Origin of the sequence: Hymenobacter endophyticus, assembly GCF_032464715.1 — a bacterium.
GTDB lineage: Bacteria > Bacteroidota > Bacteroidia > Cytophagales > Hymenobacteraceae > Hymenobacter > Hymenobacter endophyticus.
The window spans coordinates 1-18,672 of the sequence record NZ_JAWDJT010000019.1; the positions used below are offsets into that span (position 1 = coordinate 1).

13 protein-coding genes are annotated in these 18,672 nt (G+C 60.8%); 2 read left to right on the forward strand and 11 right to left on the reverse strand.

The window, feature by feature from the left end; translation table 11 throughout:
- Positions 1–277 precede the first annotated feature (277 nt).
- The 4 genes from ROI90_RS20335 to ROI90_RS20350 form a co-directional block, all read right to left on the reverse strand.
- The gene (locus ROI90_RS20335) at positions 278–1,147 is read right to left on the reverse strand and encodes a DUF4097 family beta strand repeat-containing protein (RefSeq protein ID WP_316000121.1); all 870 of its coding nucleotides are present in this window, start codon (positions 1,145–1,147) and stop codon (positions 278–280) included.
- On the reverse strand, positions 1,095–2,030 hold the full coding sequence (locus ROI90_RS20340; protein ID WP_316000122.1) for a zf-HC2 domain-containing protein: 936 nt from the start codon (positions 2,028–2,030) through the stop codon (positions 1,095–1,097). The genes ROI90_RS20335 and ROI90_RS20340 overlap by 53 nt, the downstream gene beginning before the upstream one ends.
- On the reverse strand, positions 2,005–2,577 hold the full coding sequence (locus ROI90_RS20345) for an RNA polymerase sigma factor (RefSeq protein ID WP_316000123.1): 573 nt from the start codon (positions 2,575–2,577) through the stop codon (positions 2,005–2,007). Before ROI90_RS20345 ends, ROI90_RS20340 begins: the two co-directional genes overlap by 26 nt.
- 210 nt (positions 2,578–2,787) lie before the next feature.
- Positions 2,788–3,135, reverse strand: a complete 348-nt coding sequence (locus ROI90_RS20350; protein ID WP_316000124.1) for a low molecular weight protein tyrosine phosphatase family protein — start codon at positions 3,133–3,135, stop codon at positions 2,788–2,790.
- Between the two features lie 495 nt (positions 3,136–3,630).
- Between ROI90_RS20350 and bglX the strand changes: the two genes are divergently transcribed.
- Positions 3,631–5,952, forward strand: coding sequence for a beta-glucosidase BglX (bglX, locus tag ROI90_RS20355; protein WP_316000125.1), 2,322 nt, complete (start codon positions 3,631–3,633; stop codon positions 5,950–5,952).
- Between the two features lie 3 nt (positions 5,953–5,955).
- Entirely contained in the window at positions 5,956–7,098 is a 1,143-nt protein-coding gene (locus tag ROI90_RS20360) for an acyltransferase family protein (protein WP_316000126.1), read from the forward strand.
- A gap of 387 nt (positions 7,099–7,485) precedes the next feature.
- Here ROI90_RS20360 and ROI90_RS20365 read toward each other — a convergent pair whose 3' ends face one another.
- From ROI90_RS20365 to ROI90_RS20395, 7 genes are all read right to left on the reverse strand, one after another.
- A complete protein-coding gene (locus tag ROI90_RS20365; protein ID WP_316000127.1) occupies positions 7,486–8,952 on the reverse strand; it encodes a glycoside hydrolase family 30 protein in 1,467 nt (488 codons plus the stop codon).
- 31 nt (positions 8,953–8,983) lie between these two features.
- Complete coding sequence (locus ROI90_RS20370) at positions 8,984–10,435, reverse strand: glycoside hydrolase family 30 protein (protein WP_316000128.1); 1,452 nt, start codon at positions 10,433–10,435, stop codon at positions 8,984–8,986.
- A gap of 62 nt (positions 10,436–10,497) precedes the next feature.
- A complete protein-coding gene (locus ROI90_RS20375; protein WP_316000129.1) occupies positions 10,498–12,459 on the reverse strand; it encodes a sialate O-acetylesterase in 1,962 nt (653 codons plus the stop codon).
- 257 nt (positions 12,460–12,716) lie between these two features.
- Entirely contained in the window at positions 12,717–14,852 is a 2,136-nt protein-coding gene (locus ROI90_RS20380) for an RICIN domain-containing protein (RefSeq protein WP_316000130.1), read from the reverse strand.
- A 221-nt stretch (positions 14,853–15,073) separates the two neighbouring features.
- Positions 15,074–16,498 (reverse strand): glycoside hydrolase family 30 protein, encoded by a 1,425-nt coding sequence (locus ROI90_RS20385; RefSeq protein WP_316000131.1) that lies wholly within the window; start codon positions 16,496–16,498, stop codon positions 15,074–15,076.
- A 107-nt stretch (positions 16,499–16,605) separates the two neighbouring features.
- Entirely contained in the window at positions 16,606–17,898 is a 1,293-nt protein-coding gene (locus ROI90_RS20390) for a sugar MFS transporter (protein ID WP_316000132.1), read from the reverse strand.
- A 583-nt stretch (positions 17,899–18,481) separates the two neighbouring features.
- The gene (locus ROI90_RS20395; protein WP_316000133.1) at positions 18,482–18,613 is read right to left on the reverse strand and encodes a hypothetical protein; all 132 of its coding nucleotides are present in this window, start codon (positions 18,611–18,613) and stop codon (positions 18,482–18,484) included.
- Positions 18,614–18,672 lie beyond the last annotated feature (59 nt).

Sequence of the window (18,672 nt, forward strand, 5' to 3'; positions counted from 1 at the left end):
GCTGCAAGCACTACTGGCTCACCCCGGACGACTATCGCACCGAGCAAACCCTACGCGACAAGCTCGACTACCTCATGCCCAGAGTCGGAACTGAGTATACGGTTACTTTTAGCTGACCACTTAATGCCGCCACCCACGAGTTTCAGGTGCACGGTGCCGGGCTTGCCCGGCGAGCTTAGCGCCACCACCAGCTGCTCTTTGCTGGTCTGCTGAGCCTGAGCGGACTGCAGCGAAAGGAGCGTGATACAGGTGAAGAGCGTACGATATAGGAGCTGATTCATCGGGTTTGCTGTTTGATGGTAACGTCGCCGTTCAGGGTTTCCAGGCGAATATTGGGCCCGCCTTTTCCGAGGCGTACGGCCGTTTCCTTGCGGATTTTGTAGGTGGTGCCGGCGGTTTCCCGCTCGGTATTCTGGGTAACCTGCACGGGCAGCACTTGCGTCTGCGGAAAGTCGGTATACAGCTCCCCGTGCATGCTCTTGAAGTACAGGTCGGCGGAAGCAGTGGGCGGGTAGCTCACCACAATGTTGCCGTTGATGGTCTTGTAGGAAGCAGCTGCCGAGGGCGCGGCCGTGAGGGTTACTTCTACTTTGCCGTTCACCGTGTGGGCTTTCGAAACCTGCTGCACATTCTGCAGGGAAATACCCCCGTTCACGTTGCTGGCCTGCACCAGCCCGTTCACATTCTCCACCTGCACCTCGCCGCCGTTCACCGTCGAGACGGTTACGTTCATGCCCTGGGGCACTTTCACTGTAAAGTCGAAATTGAAGTGGTAGTGGCGGTCCTCGCTGCTCCAGTTTTGGTTGCGGCGGGGGCGGGAGTCGAAGGGCCCCTGTTGGTATACCACCAGGCTGTCGTTACGCTGCAGGAAGCCCAACTGCACTTCTTTCTGGGCCTGCGCTAGGGAAGCAGCGTCTTCGGCTTTCAGGCTTTTGGTGGCTTCTACCTCTATTTTATTGCCCGTGCTGCCCACTATTCGCACCGAGCCCATGACGTTGTAGAGGACCAGGGTACTGCGGCCGGCATCGGCGGTCAGGGTAAAGTCGCGGCTGATTTTCTCCGTGGCTTCCCGGTTTTGGGCTTGCAGGGAGCAGCTAGGTAGCCACAGAAGCAGCCAGAGTACCAGAGTTATAGGGAAGGGTTTCATTTGATTTTGAAGAGGTTGGAGGTGCCGCGGGGGCACGCTCATGGGACAAAGTCTGAATGCTTTGCTCGATTTTGTTTTTCACTTGCTCGTTCAGGTTGTCCTGCTGGAGCAGTTTGCGCAGGGGGCGCACCGAGCGGCGCTCCTGCAGTTGCACCATCAAATCGGCCAGGGCCGACTGCACGAGCGGAGACTCCTGGTAAGCCAGGGAGCGAACCAGCCCTAAGCGCACCGTAGGGTCGTCGGCCAGGCCGGCCAGCGCATCCAGGGTAGCCAGGCGCACATTCACATTGGGGTCTTGGTTGAGGGTGCTGAACAGCGCCGCCAGTACCCGCTCGTTGGTAGGAGCCACTTCCTCGGCGTCGCTCACGGCTTGCAGGCGCTGCACAGCCGAGGGGTTGTTGAGTCGGGAAATGAGGCCCACCTGCTGGGCCGTAGCCTCAGTAGGTGCCGGTGTGTCCAGCCGGGCCAGGGACTCGTCAGTACCAGTACCCGTTTCGCGGCCTTTCAGTCCATAGCCAATTCCCAGGCCCACTAGCAGCAACACCGCGCTGTAGGCCAGGCGTTGGGCAAAGGCGGGCTGCCACCACTCCCGGAGCCGCTGCAGCAGCCCCGCCACCGACCAGCGCTGCCGGCGCTGCTCTTCGGCCTTGAAGTCGGCCAGCATGGCGTAGAAGTTAGGTCGAAGCTCCTCGCTGGGCGCCGGTACCGGCAAAGCGCCCATGCTTGTCCAGAGCTGCTGCAACGAGTCCAGCTCGTGCTGGCAGCCGGGGCACTGCGCCAGGTGGGCGGCCATGGTTTGCTTGTCCGTTTCCGGCAATTCGCCCGCCAGCCAGTCCATTAGCTCCTGCTGCACTTCCTCACAGTTTCTGAACCTTGCTTCCATTATCCAGTTGCAAATAGATGTCCTTCAATTGGCAGAGGGCCCGGTGCGCGCGCACCTTCACGGCCCCTACCGTAGTATTGAGCAGCTGCGCTATCTGCTCGTATTTCAGCTCCTGAAACCGGCTCAGCACCAGCACTTCGCGCTGGTCGGGGCTGAGACGGGCCATGGCTTGGTGAAGCTGCGCCATTTCCTGAGTGCGCTGCAGGTGGGCGTCGGCCGATGCGCCGCCTGCAATTTTTTCGGCCCAGTCGGCAATGTCCTGGTGGTGGGCCGAGGGTTTGTTTTTCCTGGCCGTATCCGCCAGCACATTGCGCGCTAGGTGGTACATCCAGGTTCGGAATTCGCCTTCCCCCGAGAAGGTGTGCCGGTATTTTAGCATGCGGTAAAACACCGTCTGCACCAAATCCTCGCTGGCCGTGGCGTTGCCGTTGGAGTGGTAAAAGAACGCCAGCAACGGCCGGTGGTAGCGCTCAAACAACAGGCCCATTTTCTCCACCTGACCAGCCTTTACCTGGAGCATGAGCGAGTTGTCGGTTAAGGAGTTCAAGGCGTTGGCAGCTGAGTGAGTGGCGAATTCGGGCGTGGAAACCTCGCCTTTTCGGGAAGGTTACAGCCGAATGAAAAAAAATATTTTTCGGGATGCGGCAACTAGCGGCGCGAACTGTCAGTGCCGCACAATTATCTAGTACCTATAGTGTGTGCTTGAAGCCTCGCAAAAGTGCCTCAGCGTGCCATGCCGCAAATAAAAATTTCCGTTCTACAGAATATCCTCGCCCAAATGCTCCCGCAGCCGCTCCCGCAATACATCCTGCAGGATATGGTCCATGAACTGAAACTTATCGGGGATGCGCAGGGTAATAAGCCGCTTGCCAGCCACCGCCTCCGGAAATTTGTGCCGTAGGTAGTCGGTGTGTTTGCGCTCCATTACTAGTATAATATCGGCCCAGCCCACATGGCCGGCCGTTACGCGCACCCGGGCCCCCGGCTCGGTGCCGGCTGAGCGGGCCTCTACCTCCGGGTGGTTGTCAAACAGCCGTTCGGCCGTGAGGCTACGCCAGCAGTTCTGGCTGCAGATGAACAGGAGCTTGGTTGGGGAGAACTGCATGCAAGAAGGAAACGCCAACGAAGGTAGTAGCCGGGCTTTTTACTAGCCAAACGTCAAAAAAATGAACACCAGCAGTCTTTACTGCTAAAAGCCCTTGCCGTTCATTACGTCACACGTTTCGGCTGGACGCCTGAGGTAAGTAGAGTAGGTAATTTGTTGCAAGCCAAAAAATTGCGGAGTAACCGGTTGCACTGGTACGAGCGGTGGCCGGTTGGCATCAACACTTACGTAACACGCAACAAAACTTGAAGCAGGCAGCAGTGCGAACAGTCGGCAAGCAAACCCTACCTAAGAAGCACTGCCGGGCTTTTGCAGGTAGTGCAGATTTGGTAGTATTGTGCATACAGCGTGGCCCTTTAGTGGCCTATGGAGCCCCACGGCGCGGCCCTCGACCCTCCCAGATTCTGGTTTTTCAATACGAAGTTTTGACCGGGCAGCGGTTTGCCCGCCTCGGTACGCCTAGCTTCCCCTAGTTTTTCAATACGTCATTCCTACATGAAACGAGTTTTCCGAACCGCCCTGCTCATGTCGCTGGGGCTGCTCACGCCCCAACTCCAAGCTCAAAAATCCACCGTTCCCATGGCTGCCTCAGCTATGGCCGACGACCCGAAGATGACCAAGTTCATCAACGAGTTGATGCAGAAGATGACGTTGGAGGAGAAAATCGGTCAGCTGAACCTGATTACGGTGGGCTTCGATGTGACCGGGCCGGTAGTAAGTAAGGATGTGGACGCCAACATCCGTAAGGGCAACGTGGGCGCGGTGCTGAACACGTTTACCCCGGTGGCCGCCCGCAAGCTGCAGGAAATGGCCATGAAGGAAAGCCGCTTGCATATTCCACTCATCTTCGGCTACGATGTGATTCACGGGCACCGTACTATTTTCCCCATTGCCCTGGGCCTGGCCTCTAGTTGGGACCTCACGGCCATGGAGCGTAGCGCCCGCATTGCCGCCGAGGAAGCCTCCGCCGACGGCATCAACTGGGTGTACTCGCCGATGGTGGACATTGCCCGCGACCCGCGCTGGGGCCGCATCAGCGAGGGCTCGGGCGAGGACCCGTACCTGGGCTCCCAGATTGCCCGCGTCATGGTGCGCGGCTACCAGGGCGACGACCTGAGCAAGAACAATACGGTGATGGCCTGCGTGAAGCACTTTGCCCTGTACGGGGCCGCCGAGGCCGGGCGCGACTACAACACCACCGATATGAGCCTGGTGCGCATGTACAATGAGTACCTGCCACCCTACAAAGCGGCCTTCGATGCGGGTGCTGGCTCGGCCATGTCGTCGTTTAATGACATCAACGGAGTGCCTGCCACTGGCAACAAGTGGCTGATGACCGACCTGCTGCGGGGGCAGTGGGGTTTTAAGGGCTTTGTGGCAACGGACTACACGGCCATCAACGAAATGACCGCCCACGGCATGGGCGACGATGCTCAGGTATCGGCCCTGGCCCTGAACGCGGGCATCGACCAGGACATGGTAGGGGAAATCTTCCTCAAAAACCTGGCTCAGAATCTGAAAGATGGCACCGTGAAGCAGGAGCAGATTGACCTGGCCTGCCGCCGCATTCTGGAAGCGAAGTGGAAGCTGGGCTTGTTCAAAGACCCCTACCTCTACACCAACGAGAAGCGCGCCAAGGCCACGATGATGAAGAAAGAGTTCATCACCGATGCCCGCGACATTTCCCGCAAGAGCATGGTATTGCTGAAGAACAGCAACCAAACGCTGCCCCTGAAAAAGCAGGGTACCATTGCGCTTATCGGCCCACTGGCTACCCGTCAGCGGGATATGATTGGCTCCTGGAGCGGGGCCGGCGACTGGAAACAGGCCGTGTCTTTGGAGCAGGGTATCCGGAACGTGGCGGGCAGCGGGGTGAAGATTGTAACGGCTCAGGGCGCCAACTTCACCGACGACCAGCAGATGATTGACCGCCTCAATGCTCACGGTGGGGAGCTGAACGTGGACAAGCGTAACTCGGAAGAAATGATTCGGGAAGCTGTGCAAACTGCGCAGGGCGCCGATGTGATTGTAGCAGCCGTAGGCGAAAGCCAAGGCATGACCGGCGAGGCTGCCAGCCGCGCCGATATTGGCCTGCCGGGCCAGCAGCTGGAACTACTCAAGGCCCTGAAGAAAACCGGCAAACCGCTGGTGATTGTGCTGATGAACGGCCGTCCCATGACATTGCCTTGGGAGGATAAAAACGCCGACGCTATTCTGGAAACCTGGTTTGCGGGTACTCAGGCCGGCAACGCCATTGCCGATGTGCTGTTCGGTAGCTACAACCCCTCGGGCAAACTCACCGCCACTTTCCCGCAGTCGGTGGGGCAGATTCCGTTGTACTACAACCACAAAATGACTGGCCGGCCCTACCAGGGTGTGGCCCTGGATAAGTACAAGTCGCGGTATATGGATGTGAGCAACGACCCGCTATATCCCTTCGGTTACGGGCTGAGCTACACCACTTTCGAGTACAGCAAACCCGAACTCAGCACTGCCACGCTGCCCATGAACGGCACCCTGGACGTGAAAGTAACCGTGCGCAACACCGGTAACTACGACGGCGAAGAGGTAGCCCAACTCTACATCCGCGACATGGTAGGCTCTATTTCGCGGCCGGTGCAGGAGCTGAAAGGCTTCCAGAAAGTGATGCTCAAAAAGGGAGAGAGCCGCACACTCACCTTCCGCCTGACGCCCGAGGATTTGAAGTTCTACAATGCCGACCTGCAGTTCGTAGCCGAGCCCGGCGACTTCCAGGTGATGGTGGGCGGCAACTCCCGCGACGTGCAGATGGTCCCTTTCAAGCTGGCTGCGCAGTAAGTAATGGCTGATACCGTTCCCGCCAAACCGCATTTTCCGGCTCTGGATGCGCTACGTGGCGTGGCGGCATTGCTGGTGGTGGCTTTTCACCTGCTGGAAGTACACGCCACCAGCCACTTGGACCAGCTCATCAACCACGGCTACCTGGCCGTCGACTTCTTCTTCCTGCTCTCCGGGTTTGTGATTGGCTACGCCTATGATGAGCGGTGGAACCAGATGAGCCTGGGAGAATTCTGCCGGCGGCGGCTGGTGCGGCTGCAGCCCATGGTGGTGTTGGGCATGCTGATTGGGGCGCTGGCCTTTTACGGGCAAATGAATCCGCAGTGGCCGCTTATTGCCCAAACCTCCGTGGGTAAACTGGTGCTGGTAACGGTGCTGGGCTGCCTGCTGCTGCCGGTGCCGCCCGCCCTGGATGTGCGGGGGTGGCAGGAAACCTTCCCGCTCAACGGTCCCGGTTGGTCGTTGTTTTTTGAGTACGTGGCCAACCTGCTGTACGCCGTGGTGGTGCGCCGGTTCTCGCGGAGGGCGCTGGCCGTACTGGTGGCGGTTGCCGCGGCGGCGCTGCTGCACCTGACCCTCACCAGCCCCAACGGCGACGTAGTGGGCGGCTGGTCGTTGGAGCCGGTGCAATTACGCATCGGCTTTACCCGGGTAATGTTTCCGTTTTTTGGGGGGCTGCTGCTGTTTCGTACGGTGCGGCCCGGCCGCATCCCCTATGGCTTACTATGGAGCGCCTTGCTGTTGGTTACCCTGCTAGCCTTGCCACGCATAGGTAGCGCGGGGCAGCCGTGGCAGAACGGGCTGTACGAGGCGGGCAGCATCCTGATTGGCTTTCCGCTGGTGGTGTATCTGGGCATTAGCCATGCGCAGGCTTCGGCAACGGTTCAGCGCGCGAGCCGGGTACTGGGGGAGCTTTCCTACCCCTTATACATGGCGCACTTTCCCTTCGTGCACCTATATTTTGCCTGGGTGCACACCCATGGACTAACGCTGCCGCAGAGTGCGCCCGTAGCCGCCGGAGTGTGGCTGGGCACGGTGGCACTGGCTTACGCCTGCCTGAAATTGTACGATGAGCCGGTGCGGGCCTGGCTGAGCCAGCGGGTCCTGCGGCTGGCCCGGCCGGTGAGTAAAGCGCCAGGAGTATAACTACCTAACCCTAACCTGCGCCTTGTGTGGGACAAGCGCGCGGGGGCTCCCGGAAACCAGAATGCTAGTTAGGGGAGCGGACTGATTTTCCGGGAGCCGTGTATACAAAAAGGGCGAAGCCACAATGGCCTCGCCCTTTTTGTTTGTCCTTCCGATCAAGGCGAGGAATCAGGACTTAACTTCTAACGCTAACCCAGATTCCGCGCTTTGCTCGGAAGGACAACTCACTACTCAAACTGCAACTGCTGGTTGAAGAACGGCAGCAGCTTCTGGTACACGCGCCCCTCCCGGCCCGTGCGGTTGCCCTGGTAGCTTTTAGCCAAGGGTATTGATGCTTCGACCTCGCTCAGCATGACGGTCTAGCACTTGTCAGCCGGCAGGGGCTAGTTAGTTCACTACCATCGTCATGATGGAGTGGGCCGGGCTAGTGGTTTGGGCGGCCTGGCCTTTAATCCAGAGCTGGAAGGGCTGCTCTTTCTCGGTCTGGTTCATGACTACCACGGCTACTTTGCCATCGGTGTTCAGGAAAGCCGTGGCCTGCAGCACGTCGCGGCTGGAGGTAACGGCCACGCGCTTGGCCCCGGGGCGGATGAACTTGGAGAAGTGGCCGATGTAGTAGTAGCTGTTGGTGTAGATGAGCTTGCCGCTTCTGGTGTCGCCGATAACGGGGGCGTAGCAGAAGTTGCCCACGTGGTTGGGGCCGCCGGTTTCGTCCAGCAGCACGTTCCAGTCGGTCCAGGCCACGGTGCCGGCATTAAAGTCGTTGATCATGGAGTTGCCGTACCGCTCCCCCAGGGTCCAGTCCTGCACCTTAGCCAACTGAAAATTCTCCACGCAGCCTTCCGTAAACACCAGGTTTTTCTCGGGGTAGGTTTCGTGCACGCGGCGCAGGTTATCGAACTGCATGGCGCTGCCGGTCCAGGTTTCGTACCAGTGAAAGCCCAGGCCCCAATAGTACTGGCTGGCTTCAGGGTCATCGAACAAGGTGCTGGCCCGCTGGAACATCAGGTCCCGGTTATGGTCCCAGCCAATCAGCTTTTTGCCGCCCATGCCGCCTTTTTTAAGGGTGGGCCCGAGGAAGTTTTTCACGAAATCCCGCTCCTCCTCGGCCGTGAAAATGCAGGATTCCCACTTTTGCTTGGCCATGGGCTCATTCTGCACCGTGAGGCCCCACACCGGCATGCCCAGCTTCTCATAGGCCTGAATAAACTTCACGTAGTGGTTGGCCCAGGCCTGGCGGAATTCCGGCTTGAGCTTGCCCCCCTGCAAGAGGCTGTTGTTGTCCTTCATCCAGGCCGGGGGGCTCCAGGGGCTCACGTACAGCGGGAGCTTGCCCCCGGCCGCCTGAATGGCCTGCTTGATAAACGGAATGCGGTACTGCTCATCGTGCTTCACCGAGAAGGTTTTCAATTCTTTATCGTTGTCCTGCACGTAGGTGTAGCTGCCGCTGGAAAAGTCGCAGCTGGCAATGTTGGTGCGGGCCAGGGTGTAGCCAATGCCGTTGCTGGGGCTGAAATAGGCCTGCAGAAACTCCTGCTGCAGGGCCTTGGGCAGCTTGGCGAAGGTTTCGGCCGAGGCATCGGTGAGGGCCCCGCCAATGCCCAGCAGCGTCTGGAAGGTGTGGGTAGGATCGACGAATACCGTGGGCTGGGTTTCCAGGGGCTGGCCCACCTGCTGAAAGGTGAGTTTGCTGCCCGCAGCCAGCCGCTGGGGCGTGCCACTGGCGGTGGTGTACACCTGCACCTGCCGGCCGGCGGCGGAGTAGGGTTTGGCTGCACCCAAAGCAGATTTCTGGGCGGTGGCAGCCGTGCTGAGGCCCGCGGCCAGCAGCGCGGTGAGAAGAGTTTTGTGCATGGGAAAAAAAGGAAGAATCATCGAAAGGAGCTTACCACACGTAGGTGCCCGCCGCGCCGGCCCCCAGGGAGGTGGTAACCGTCTTGTTCCGGTACTGGATATCAAATGTTTGGGTAGCGCCGCCCTTGTTCAGCACAATCAGTACCTTTTTGCCCTCGGGGTTTTTGAAGGCCACGTTGGGCAGGTTGCTTGGTGCATTGGTACCGATGCGCACCGAGCCGGGCCGCACAAACTTAGCCAGGTGGGCCACCGAGTAATAAGCCGGGTTGCGCGTAACGGAGTTGCCATTGATGGTGAGGGCCCCCAGGCAGTTAGGGCACCCACCGGGCGTGTGGGGGCCGTAGTTCTGGTCGGCAGCCAGGTTCCACTCCAGCACATTACGGCTCCAGTTGCGCGTGGCCCCAATCATGAGGTTATCCATGTGCCACGAAAAGTCGCCGTCGAAGTTGCCGGGCCCGCCTACCCACTGCTCCGTGAAGTACACGTTTTTGTTAGGGAAGGCATTGCGCACCGTGCTCAAGGTGGAAATATCCCCGGCATACAGGTGAAAGGCCGAGCCATCCACGTACTGGCTGGCCTGGGGGTCGCGCAGAACGCTCAGGGGGTAATCGGGTACGTCCAGGTTGTGGTCGTAGAGAATGATTTTGGTGCTGATGCCCGCCGCCCGGAATGCCGGCCCTACATGGTCGCGGATGAAGGTGGCCTGCTCGGCGGCCGTCATCACCATGCTGGGGTTATTACCACCATGTAGGGGCTCATTCTGCAGCGTCACGGCATCAATCATCACGCCCTCCGCCTTCATGCCCTGAATGTACTTGACGAAATACTGCGCGTACGCGGCGTAGTACTCAGGCTTTAGAGAGCCGCCCACCGAGTTGTTGTTGGACTTCATCCACACCGGAGCCGTCCAGGGGGAGCCCAGGATTTTGATGTTGGGGTTGATGGCCAGAATTTCCTTGAGCACTGGCAGCAAATGCCGACGGTCGGGGTCGAGGCTGAACCGGGCCAGGGTAGGGTCGGGGGCACCGTCGTCGTAGGTAAACACGGTGGCGTCCAGGTCGGAGGCCCCAATACTTAGGCGCAGGTAGCTGGTTCCGATGTTGGGGCCGTCGGTGGCAAACAGCTCGTTGAGTAGGGCGGCCCGCTCGGTAGCGCCCATCTGGTGCAGGAGCTGGGCGCTACCGCCCGTGAGGGTGTACCCAAATCCATCAATAGACTGGTAAGTTTGGGTGGTATCCACCGTTATGGCCGTGTTCTGGCCATTGCCCGCGACAAAGTTGAGCGGTATGGTGCTCTTGTAAAACCGCGTGGAGGGGTTGGTAGTGGTTAGCCACAAGGCCACTTGGGAGGGCCCGACTGGCCCTGGTGGCAGCGGCGGTTCGGGGGTAGGGTCGGAGCCCCTCTCGTTGCCGCCGCAGCCGGATAACAGGCCCAGGGCCAGCAGCCCGGCCAGGCTCAGGGAGTAGTTGAAGGGGATTTTCATACGGAAGGAATACAGTAGGAGCGGAGAAAAAGAAAAGCGGGCCGGCAGCAGAAAACTGCCCGCTAGCGGGGCCAGGTATCGGAGCGGAAGGGGGAGGCCGGCAACCCGGCTTTGTTGTAGAGCGTGGCGGGCCGGTTGTTGCCCCAGGCATAGCGCACGGCTACGGGGTTGGGTACACCTTCAGCCCGCAGCACTACCGTGTTGCCCTCAACCCGAGCTTGGGCCCACACAAACTTCTCATCGGGCCCGGCCACGGCAAAGGAGGTAATTCCATCAGCGGCCGGCTTTAGTACCAGCCCGCCGCCCAGGTTATCAAAGGACAGAACCAGCTGGCCGCCAACGGGGCTGAGCTTGGTAAAGGTGGGGCCCGAGGCCACAACCGCCTTATCGGCGTAAGCTACGCGGCGGGCTGCCAGGGCCAGGCGGTGGCCCACATCCTGCTTGTTGCGGGGGTGAATGTCATCGGCGTTGCCCAGGTCCAGGGCTACGGCCATGCCGGTTTTGGGCACCGTGAGGCTGGTGTGGCGCTGGGCTTCGCGCAGGTGGGCCCAGTCGGTGTCGGCGGGCGTGGCGGGGTCATGCATGTAGCCGGCCAGCTGCACGAACAGGAAGGGCAGGGCCGGCTGCTGCCAGCGGCTGCGCCAGTCCTGAATCAGTGCCGGAAACAGCTGCTGGTACTGCCCGGCCCGGCCGGCGTTGCTTTCCCCCTGGTACCAGATTACGCCTTTCAGGGCATACGGCAGCAGGGGGGCAATCATGCCGTTGTAGAGGGCGGTGGGCTCATTTTGGGCCCCGCCCGGGTAGGGTGGCCGGGGCTGGGAGCCGGGCGTGGAAGCTGGGCGGTACAGCCACTCCCCGGCCAGCGGCACAGTGGTAGCGCCCACGGTGGCCGTCATGTCGGCGGGTTTTCCCCAGATGCCGCCCCCGCTGCCGGTATCCGTTACGCGCACGGTTACCACGTTGCGGCCGGCGCGCACCAGGTTGGCCGGCACGGTATAGCGGCGCGGCGTGGCATAACCCTGGGTGCCACCCACGGCTACACCGTTAAAAAACGTGCTGTCGGCATCATCTACCTGGGCCAGGCTCAGCGTGAGGGGCTGCCCGGCCGCCGAGGCAGGCAGAGTCAGGTCACGGCGCAGCCACACCACGCCATCAAAGTCGCTGAGCTCGGGGGTGGAGGCCTCCCAGATGCCGGGCAGGGGCATGGTTTTCCAGGTAGCGGTAGGCAGGTTAGTGTCGGCCCAGGTAAGTTGGCCGGGCACCAGGCCCTGGTCCTGGCCCTCGGGGCTGCGCTGCCAGGCACTGAGGCGGGTGGCATAGGCAGCTTCCTGCTCGGCAAAGGAGCCGGTTTGCTGCGCCAGCGAAGCCAGCTTAGGCTGAAAATCGGGGAGCTTACGCAGGGCCTCGGCGCTGGTCCAGGCTTCGGCCGCCGTGCCACCCCACTCGGAGGCAATCAACCCAATGGGTACGTTGTACTGCTGCTGCAAGTCGCGCCCGAAGTAGTAGGCCACGGCCGAAAAGCCGGCCACCGACTGGGGCGTGCACGCCTGCCACTCACCGCCGGCCAACTCGGCCTGGGGCCGCAGCTCGGCGCGGTTGGGCACGTTGAACAGGCGGATGCGGGGGTGGTTGGCGGCCGCAGCGGCGGCGGCTCCCTTTTCGGTGTCGCGCAGGGGCCACTCCATATTCGACTGCCCCGAGGCCAGCCAGACGTCGCCCACCAGCACATCCGTGAGGCGCAGCGTATTGGTGCCTTTTACTTCCAGCTCAAAGGGGCCACCGGCCTGCTGAGCCGGCAGGCTGAGCTTCCAGCGCCCGTCGGGGCCGGCAGTGGTTTGGATAGTTTTTCCCCGAAACGTCACGTTCACCGCCTCGCCCGGCGCCGCCCAGCCCCAGAGCGGCAGCGGCACGTTGCGTTGCAGCACCATGTGGGAGCCAACCAGCCGGGGCAGGCGCACCGTGGCCTGGGCCGCCGGAACAACCAGCAGACAACCGGCAAACAAAGAAATGAAGCAGAGTTTCATAGGGAATCGAACAGCAATACACACCTCCGGGGAATTCCATTGGCCACCGGAAGGTAGCTTCCCAGTGACAATAGCTGCACCAAGGGCGGCAACTGCGTGAGCGGTAGTTTGCCAGCCGCACACTGCCAACCACCGTGGTACCCGGTAGCGTGCGGTGGGCTTGTGGCAGCAAGCAGGTTGTGAGTAGGCGTGTTATCGATAGGCAACCGGCGAAAAACCGGCCCCGAACAAGCTTCGGAGCCGGTTATGAAAACGGATTATTCGTGAGCTATTACCACGCGTCGGGTCAGCTGACCGGCGGGCGTATCCACCTGCAGCAGATACATACCGGCCCGTAAGGAGGCTACGGGCAGCGTCAGGTGGTTGTCGCCGGAGGTGACGGTGCGGTTGGGCTGGTTTACCACGAGGCGGCCAGTAAGGTCCAGGAGGCGCAGGTGCAGGCGCTGGGCCGTGGGGGCGTTGTAGTGCAGGCTCAGCTCGGCATCGGCCGTGGTGGGGTACACTTGCAGGCGCAGGTCGTCGGCGGAGCCGGCCGTGGCCAGGGCCACCCGGGCCGCGCCCTGGTCCGAGAACCACCACCGCTGATTGTCGCCGCCGCCGTAGGTCCACTGGTGCACGGCCGCGCCATCAGCGGTGGAGTTGTTCTGCACATCCAGGGCCTTGCCGCTGAACTTGTTGATGATGCGGAAGGTCCCGTCGCCGTTGCTGATGATCTGCCAGTACTGGCTGTCCTGGCTCAGCCAGTCCCACTGGTGGGTGAGGGCGCCATCGGCAGTGCTGGGGCCGGCCACGTCCAGGCTCTTGTTGCTGTTCAGGTTTACCAGGCGCACGTAGCCACTGCCGGCATCCACCAGCTTCCATTTCTGGCTGGCCGCGCCGACCCAGGTCCACTGCTGCACCCGCCCGCCGTTGGCCTGGGAGTTGGCCGATACCTCCAGGGCCTTGCCGCCATTTTTGGAGCTGATTTCGTAGATGCGCCCAATGGCCGGGCCGCTGGGCGTAGCGGTGGTGCCATTGTAGTTGCCGCCGCCGGGGTAGTTTACAATGCCGTTCTGGTTCGGCGAGACGGCCGCCACGGTGGTGTTGGGCACGCAGTTGGCAAACCGAATGTTAGTCAGCACCTGGTTGAGGCCGGCGGGGCCATCCACCACGTAGGGTGGGTTGATGTGCATGAAGGCCGGGTTGCTGCGGTCCTCGAAGCGCTTATACGTCCAGTGGCACCAGCCAATGCCCACCGAGTTTAGGTTCTTAGCTGCGTCGCGCATCCAGTTGTCGTTATTCTCACCGGTTTCGCCAATCCAGATGGGCACGTTGTGGGTGGAGCGGAAGTTGCGCAGGTTGCCAATGAAGCGCAGGTCGTTGGCCCCGCCGCCGGTGGAGTTTACGCCGTTGTCCATCTCGTAGCCCGTGCCGCTGTAGCGGTGGGAGTTGTACACTAGGTTAGAGCGGTTGGGGAAGGTAAACGGCTCCATGTAGTTGTAGTCGTTGCCCCAGCCGTTGCCCTCCACCAGAATCAGGTGGTTGTCGCCCTGGCCCCGGATGGTGGTAATGAGCCGCTGAAATACGTCGTGGATTTTCTGGTTGCTGGGGTAGTTGTTGGGCTCGTTGATGAGGTCGTACATGGCCACCCGGGCGTCGTTTTTGTAGCGGTTGGAAACAAACGACCACAAGCGGTTAAGCACATCCTGGTTGATTTGCCGGTTCCAGAGGTCATTAGCCACAATCTGGTCGGCAATGTTGGCATCGGTACCCTGGGAGCCGGGGACGGCGTGCATGTCCAGTACCACGTACATGTTGTTGGCCTGGGCCCAGGCCAGGGTATTGTCAATCATGCTCAGCGCCGCCATGTTAGCGGGGTCCGTAAACAGCTGATTGGCGTTGTACCAGTTAGTAAGCTGGCTCACGTAAGAGTCGTACGTAACGGTGCCGCGCATCACGCTGTTGCGCACGGCCCGCTGGCTGGGCGTCAGAAACAGCTCGTAGTGCAGGGGCAGCCGAATGCAGTTGAAACCCTTGCTGGCAATGTAGTCGATGTCGGGCTTGGTGATGAAGTTGGCGCGGTAGTTCTGGTAGAAGGTTTCCACGGCCGCGTCGCTCATGCCCGCGTTGTAGAGGCTCTTTTTCACCGCGCCCTGCGTCTGCTTGGTGGCGCCGTTTATTGTGGCCCCGGGCCAGCCCACCTTCATCATGTAGCCCTCCTGCACGGCCCAGTTGCCCAGGTTCATCCCATTGAGGATTACTTCCTGGTTGCTGGCATTTACAATGCGCTGCCCATCGGCCCGCAAGAAGCTCTGCGCCTGGGCGCTTTGCCCGAGGCCCAAACCGGCGAGTAGCAGCGGCGCATACCGCAACGCCCGGGCCACGCGGCCCCCTGAAAAAGTAGTGGTGTTCATAGAAGTGGGAATTGGTTGTGAAAAAGGAACTGAAAAAAGGCCTTGGGATGGCCCGAAAAGGTCAGTGGAACCAGCCCGTAAGCCGGTGTAATTCGCTAGGTCACTACCATTTCCCACGCAGCAAGAGGGGGCGGGGTACTCTGGGTATTCGGTTACTCGGGCAATGTGCTGGCTAAGGTGCGGCCCGACCTTCTGGGGTTCGGTAGGGCCGCTCAGCGGGTTTACCACACGTAGGTACCGGCCGCGCCGGGCTGCAGGGTAGAGGTGAGGGTTTTGCCCTGGTAGCGCAGGCTGAAAGGCTGGGCCTGTTTGGAGTTGTTCTGCACCAGCACCACTTTCTGCCCATTGGGCGCTTTAAAGGCCACGTTGGGCAGCGTTTCGGAGGCCGTGGAGGCAATGCGCACCGAGCCGGGCCGGGCAAACTTGCTGGCGTGGGCAATGATGTAGTAGGCATCCTCCCGGATGACGGTGCTGCCGTCAATGGTGAGGGCGCCCCGGCACTCGGTGCAGCCCCCGGGCGTGTGGGGGTTCTGCTGGGGGTCGGCGGCCAGGTTCCACTCCAGCACGGTGCGGGCCCAGTTGCGGGTAGCCCCAATCAGGAGGGTGCGCACGTGCCAGGGGAAGTTCTCCTCGAATTTGCTCTTGGAGCCTACCCACTGCTCGGTGAAGTACACGTTCCGGTCGGGGTGGGCGTTGTGCACCTGGCTCAGGGCTTCAATGGGCCCGGCGTAGAGGTGGAAGGCCGAGCCATCCACATACTTCTTGGCCTCGGGGTCGTTGAGGATGGTCAGGGGGTAATCGGGCCGGTCGGCGTTGTGGTCGTACACGATGATTTTCGTGTCGATTTTCGCGGCCTGAAATGCCGGGCCCAGGTGCTTCTTCACAAACTCGGCCTGCTGCTCGGCCAGCATCAGCAGGCTGGGGTTGTTACCGGGGTGCAGGGGCTCGTTCTGCACCGTTATGGCATCAATGCGTACACCCTCGGCCTGCATCTGCTGCACGTACTTCACAAAATACTGGGCGTAGGCCGGGTAAAACTCCGGCTTCAGGGAGCCGCCCTTGGAGTTGCCGTTGGTTTTCATCCAGGTCGGCGGCGACCAGGGAGAGCCCAGGATTTTGATGCTGGGGTTGATGGCCAGGATTTCCTTGAGCACCGGTAGCAAGTTCGCCTTGTCGGGGGCCAGGCTGAATTTAGCCAAGCCGGGGTCGGTCTGGCCTTCGGGCAAATCGTCGTAGCTGAACACGGTGGCGTCCAGGTCGGAGGCCCCGATGCTCAGGCGCAGGTAGCTCACGCCAATGTTGGGGCCATCGGTGGCAAACAGCTCCCGCAGAATGGCTTTACGGGCCTCAGGCGTCATGCGGTGCAGCAGCTCGGCGCTGCCGCCCGTCAGGCAATATCCAAAGCCGTCGATGGTCTGGAAGGTCTGCTTATCATCCACCTCAATTACGGGAGTGCCGGCGGCCGGCGCGGTGCTGCTCCAGGCCGGCGCGGCCTGCTGCTGGAATAGCACCGACTTATCGGGGTTGGTCAGCCAGAAGGCGGCCGAACCCTTGGCCGGGCCCGACTGCGGAGTGCGCTGACAGCCGGCCCCCAGCCCGAGGGCCAGCAGAAAAAGAGCGGAGGAAGAGCGGGAAAGAAAGGACATGGGGCGGAAGGAAAAGGCAAGCGGGTGGCTGTCAACCGGAAAAATCCGGCTGAAAAAGGCAAAAATCAGCTGCAGAAGCAGGCTAGCCGGCTAGCACCGGCTGGCTCTTAGGCCTGAGTAGGCTTGTGGCCTTTCAGGCCGTACCACATGATGTAGAGGTAACAGAGCACGGGCAGCACAAAAGCCCAGCGCAGGGCATGAATACCGCCGCCGCCAATGGTGCTGTCGGCAATCAGGCCAAACAGTGGGGGAATGATGGCCCCACCCACAATAGCGGCCGAGAGCAGGCCCGAGGCATCCTCGGTGTGGCGGCCCAGCCCGGCCACGGCCAGTGTGAAGATGACTGGGAACATAATGGAGTTCATCAAGCCCACCGCCAGTAGGCTGTACATAGCCACTTGCCCGGTGGTGTTAATGGAAATCAGAACCAGCAATACGGCCCCAACGGCATTGACCGCCAGCACTCGGCTGGGCTTTACGGTGCGCAACAGGAAGATGCCCAGGAAGCGGCCAACCATGGCCGCGCCCCAGTAGAATGATACTTTGTAGCCGGCGCTTTCGGGGCTCAGGTTCATTACCTCGGGCTGGCTCAGGTACTTCACAATGTGCGCGCCAATTACCACTTCGGCACCTACGTAAGTAAAGATGCCCACCAGGCCCAGTAGCAGATGCTTGTAGTGCCAGGCGCGGCGAGTGTCGCCTACTTCAGCGGGAGCGTGCGTGATGGTGGGCAGTTTCAGGAAAGCCAGCAGCAGGCTAATCAGGATCAGAACCCCGCCAATGCCCAGGTACAGGTTTTGAACGGGCGAGACATCCAGGGCCGCTGCCTGGGCCGCCGACAGCTTTTTGAGGTTCGGCAGCTTGGAGAGAATCAGCGCGGAGCCCAGAATGGGGGCAATGGTAGTGGCCAGCGAGTTGAAGGCCTGGGTGAGGGTAAGCCGGGACGAGGCCGTTTCGGGCGGGCCCAGAATAGCCACGTAGGGGTTGCCGGCCACCTGCAGCGTTACGATGCCGCTGGCCAGGATGAACAGCGCCCCCAAAAACAGAGGAAAGGTGCGCCCTTCGGCGGCCGGATAGAACAGGAAAGCGCCCAGGGCGGCCACCAGGAAGCCCACCAGCATGCCCTTTTTGTAGCCCAGCTTCTTCACCACCAGGCCTGCCGGAATACCCATAATCAGGTAGGCCCCGAAAAAGCAGAAGTTTACGAGGTTAGCTTCGGCGTTGTTGAGGGTAAACAAACCCTGCAGATAGGGCATCAGGATGTCGTTCAACACCGTGATGAAACCCATCATAAAGAATAGCACCGTGAGCGAAGCCAGCGCCGAGGTATAGCGCGGGGCTTCGGTGCCGGGGGGCGTGGTGAGTGGTGGGTGGGTAGCGGCGGAAATAGGAGCAGCCATGAGGAAAGGAAGAAGGGAAAAACGTCTGGATGAAAAAAGAACCTGCAACATCGACTCTTTTCCGCAAAGTAACCGATAGGTGCTGGTAGGTTGCCGCTTACTCACCCCTAAGGACCGGCCCCACTCCCCTTAAGCAGAGCCGGCCCCCCAACCCCCGGTCGGCCTAGCGCAACCTGGCGAGCAAAACCCGTTGTGCTGGTGAGCAACGAGTAATCTGATCTGGTGCTGGGAAAGAAGGAGAGTGGGCCGCGAAACCCAGCCGGACAGCAACCGGCTGGCCGCAGTGGGCCCGGAGTGAAAAAAGGCGTCGGACGTGGTAGGCAACCGAATCAAATATATCGGTTGATGGAGGCAGAAAACAAACTGTAAAAGCCGGTTTAACTGCCCCATAAGTGCCTTGTAGACGCTTACCACACACTCACAAAACATCGTTTTCAGCACTCAGAGTGCACATTGGCGCGAAATGGCAACGGGGCTTTGCGGATAAGAAACAACGAAAAACTCTGGTAGCTAAGGGCTGCGTTGTGCCGGCCCCGACCCGGCAGATTGCCGCTACCGGGCTCTTACCGCGCCTACTGTTTTACTACCCGGGGTTCTGCTGAGCCTGGGCGTTGTTGTTGCGCTCGGCCTGGGGTAGCAGGAACAACAAATAGTACTTCGCGTCGCGGTGGGCGAGGCGCTGCTCAATACTATTCAGGGCACATAAGCACAACAAAAATGGCCGGCTGTACAAAGCGTTGTACAGCCGGCCATCATTACGGGCTTGCCAGGTAG

Excerpts from the sequence above, each read along its gene's own strand:
- ROI90_RS20375 (WP_316000129.1), bottom strand. The coding sequence starts at position 12,459 with ATGAAACTCTGCTTCATTTCTTTGTTTGCCGGTTGTCTGCTGGTTGTT.
- ROI90_RS20380 (WP_316000130.1), bottom strand. The coding sequence starts at position 14,852 with ATGAACACCACTACTTTTTCAGGGGGCCGCGTGGCCCGGGCGTTGCGG.
- ROI90_RS20390 (WP_316000132.1), bottom strand. The coding sequence starts at position 17,898 with ATGGCTGCTCCTATTTCCGCCGCTACCCACCCACCACTCACCACGCCC.
- ROI90_RS20365 (WP_316000127.1), bottom strand. The coding sequence starts at position 8,952 with ATGCACAAAACTCTTCTCACCGCGCTGCTGGCCGCGGGCCTCAGCACG.
- ROI90_RS20350 (WP_316000124.1), bottom strand. The coding sequence starts at position 3,135 with ATGCAGTTCTCCCCAACCAAGCTCCTGTTCATCTGCAGCCAGAACTGC.
- ROI90_RS20385 (WP_316000131.1), bottom strand. The coding sequence starts at position 16,498 with ATGTCCTTTCTTTCCCGCTCTTCCTCCGCTCTTTTTCTGCTGGCCCTC.
- bglX (WP_316000125.1), top strand. The coding sequence starts at position 3,631 with ATGAAACGAGTTTTCCGAACCGCCCTGCTCATGTCGCTGGGGCTGCTC.
- ROI90_RS20335 (WP_316000121.1), bottom strand. The coding sequence starts at position 1,147 with ATGAAACCCTTCCCTATAACTCTGGTACTCTGGCTGCTTCTGTGGCTA.
- ROI90_RS20340 (WP_316000122.1), bottom strand. The coding sequence starts at position 2,030 with ATGGAAGCAAGGTTCAGAAACTGTGAGGAAGTGCAGCAGGAGCTAATG.
- ROI90_RS20360 (WP_316000126.1), top strand. The coding sequence starts at position 5,956 with ATGGCTGATACCGTTCCCGCCAAACCGCATTTTCCGGCTCTGGATGCG.
- ROI90_RS20370 (WP_316000128.1), bottom strand. The coding sequence starts at position 10,435 with ATGAAAATCCCCTTCAACTACTCCCTGAGCCTGGCCGGGCTGCTGGCC.